2 protein-coding genes and 1 pseudogene are annotated in these 2,380 nt (G+C 33.7%); 2 read left to right on the top strand and 1 reads right to left on the bottom strand.

The annotated features are described in order from the left end of the window. Positions 1-79: Mur ligase domain-containing protein (locus tag EC396_RS15390; protein ID WP_164975329.1), on the bottom strand; the 79-nt coding region annotated here is incomplete at its 3' end. 200 nt (positions 80-279) lie between these two features. Between EC396_RS15390 and EC396_RS15385 the strand changes: the two genes are divergently transcribed. Both EC396_RS15385 and EC396_RS15380 read left to right on the top strand, forming a co-directional pair. Further along, complete coding sequence (locus EC396_RS15385; protein ID WP_129367691.1) at positions 280-2,085, top strand: hypothetical protein; 1,806 nt, start codon at positions 280-282, stop codon at positions 2,083-2,085. A gap of 14 nt (positions 2,086-2,099) precedes the next feature. Next, positions 2,100-2,380, top strand: a pseudogene (locus EC396_RS15380) (hypothetical protein); the annotation flags it as partial.

Genomic DNA, 2,380 nt, shown 5'->3' with positions numbered 1-2,380 from the left:
TAGTATACCCTTTTTCTTTCAAAGCCAGGGCTAAATTATGCATAGCACTACCTCCTATTGCTATAAAATGTATATTCATATATTATAATTTTTAACATCAAATGTAAGTAATCTCCTAAAAAAAACACGATGAATCAACTTTATTTTCAACAAATTTACACAGAAACATCATACTTCAAAAAACAACTTATTCATCTAAAATTGAATAAAATTAACTATTTTTGATATACCAAACGATTTCATTTATTCGAAATCAAAAAACTAACCAATACCCAACTAATGAAAAAAGAAAAATTTTCATTGAATATTAATACAATATTATTATTCTTTGTTTTAGCCTTTTTAAGTCATGAACTGACATATTCACAATGTGTAAATCCAACCCCAATAGGAAATACTTCTCAAATTTTTTGTGATAGCAATGAACCTAAAATTGAAAATTTTATAGTTTCTGGTGGTGAAATTGCATGGTTTGATGCTCCTTCTGGAGGAACTCAGTATGATAAATTACTCCGTTTAGAAAATAACAAAACCTATTATGCAGATGATATTACAGGTGGAAGTTGTAGCCCAAACAGACTTGCTGTTACCGTAACAATTAATGGAACACCTCCAACAAATACTTACTCTATTATAGGTGTTTGTGCCGATGAAAATGCTACAATAGCAGATTTACCAGCAACTGGTACAAATATTGAATGGTATGATGCCAAAACTGGTGGCAACTTACTTTCAGACTCAACCCCACTGGTAAATGGGGTAACTTATTATGTACAGCAAACCGCAAATGGATGTACTAGTAAAAGATTGGGAACTGCCGTTATTTTAATTGCTCCAGAAACGCCTACCGTGGCTCCAACACAAACATTTTGTGCTACTTCCAATCCTACTGTAGATAATTTAAAAGCTATAGAAAACAATGTTATTTGGTACGAATCTGAAATGGCATCTCTACCTTTAGATATTTCAACAGCCTTAATTAATGGTGAAGATTATTGGGCAACTCAAGAAAGCGTTGGTTGTGAAAGCTTAGAAAGAGCTAAAACAACAGTTTTTATTGACACCCCTCCAAATGCAGGAATAAGTTCATCATTAAACGAGTGCGAAATTGATTTAGTTACAACTAATTTATTTGATAAATTAGGAGGAAGTCCTGATATTACTGGTGTTTGGACAGGGCCAAGTTCTCTATCTGGTGGTTACTTAGGTACTTTTGAACCTGGTGTTAATAGCTCTGGAACATACACTTATACTGTTAAAAGTAGTTTAGGTGCTTGCCCTGATGCATCCGCTAATGTAGCAGTAGTAATCGAAGTAGTTACTCCTCCAACAGGTCCTACAACTCAAACTTTCTGTGAAATTGAAAATCCAACTGTTGACAGTTTAAGTCCTAGTGGAAATAACATCAATTGGTACGATAGTGATAATGCTACAATTCCTTTAACTAAAACAGCTGCTTTGGTTGATGGTAAAGTTTATTACGCTACAATAACAAATACTACTGGTTGTGAAAGCGTTTTACGATTAGAAGTTACTGCTAACATTGAAAAACCTTTACCTCCTACTGGAACTGCTACTCAAACTTTTTGTGAAATTGACAATCCAACTATTGAGAATTTAAGTCCTAGTGGAAATGACATCAATTGGTACGATAGTGATAATGCTACAACGCCTTTAACTAAAACAGATCCTTTGGTTGATGGTAAAGTTTATTACGCTACAATAACAAACACTGCTGGTTGTGAAAGCGTTTTGAGATTAGAAGTTACTGCTAACATTGAAAAACCTTTGCCTCCTACTGGCCCTGCTACTCAAACTTTCTGTGAAATTGACAATCCAACTATTGAAAGTTTAAGTCCTAGTGGAAATGAAATCAATTGGTACGATAGTGATAATGCTACAACTCCTTTAACTAAAACAGCTGCTTTGGTTGATGGTAAAGTTTACTATGCTACAATAACAAATACTGCTGGTTGTGAAAGTGTTTTGAGATTAGAAGTTACTGCAAACATTGAAAAACCTTTACCTCTCCTAGTGGAAATGAAATCAATTGGTACGATAGTGATAATGCTACAACTCCTTTAACTAAAACAGTTGCTTTGGTTGATGGTAAAGTTTATTACGCTACAATAACAAATACTTCTGGTTGTGAAAGTGTTTTACGATTAGAAGTTACTGCTAACATTGAAAAACCTTTACCTCCTACTGGAGCTGCTACTCAAACTTTTTGTGAAATTGACAATCCAACTATTGAAAATTTAAGTCCTAGTGGAAATAACATCAATTGGTACGATAGCAATTCTGCTACAACTCCTTTAACTAAAACAGCTACTTTGGTTGATGGTAAAGTTTATTACGCTACAATAACAAATGCTACTGG

The organism is Lutibacter sp. HS1-25 (assembly GCF_004121075.1).
Classification (GTDB): Bacteria; Bacteroidota; Bacteroidia; order Flavobacteriales; family Flavobacteriaceae; genus Lutibacter.
The sequence above is the reverse complement of the archived record's forward strand: the minus strand, read 5'-3'. Positions and strand labels throughout refer to the sequence as shown.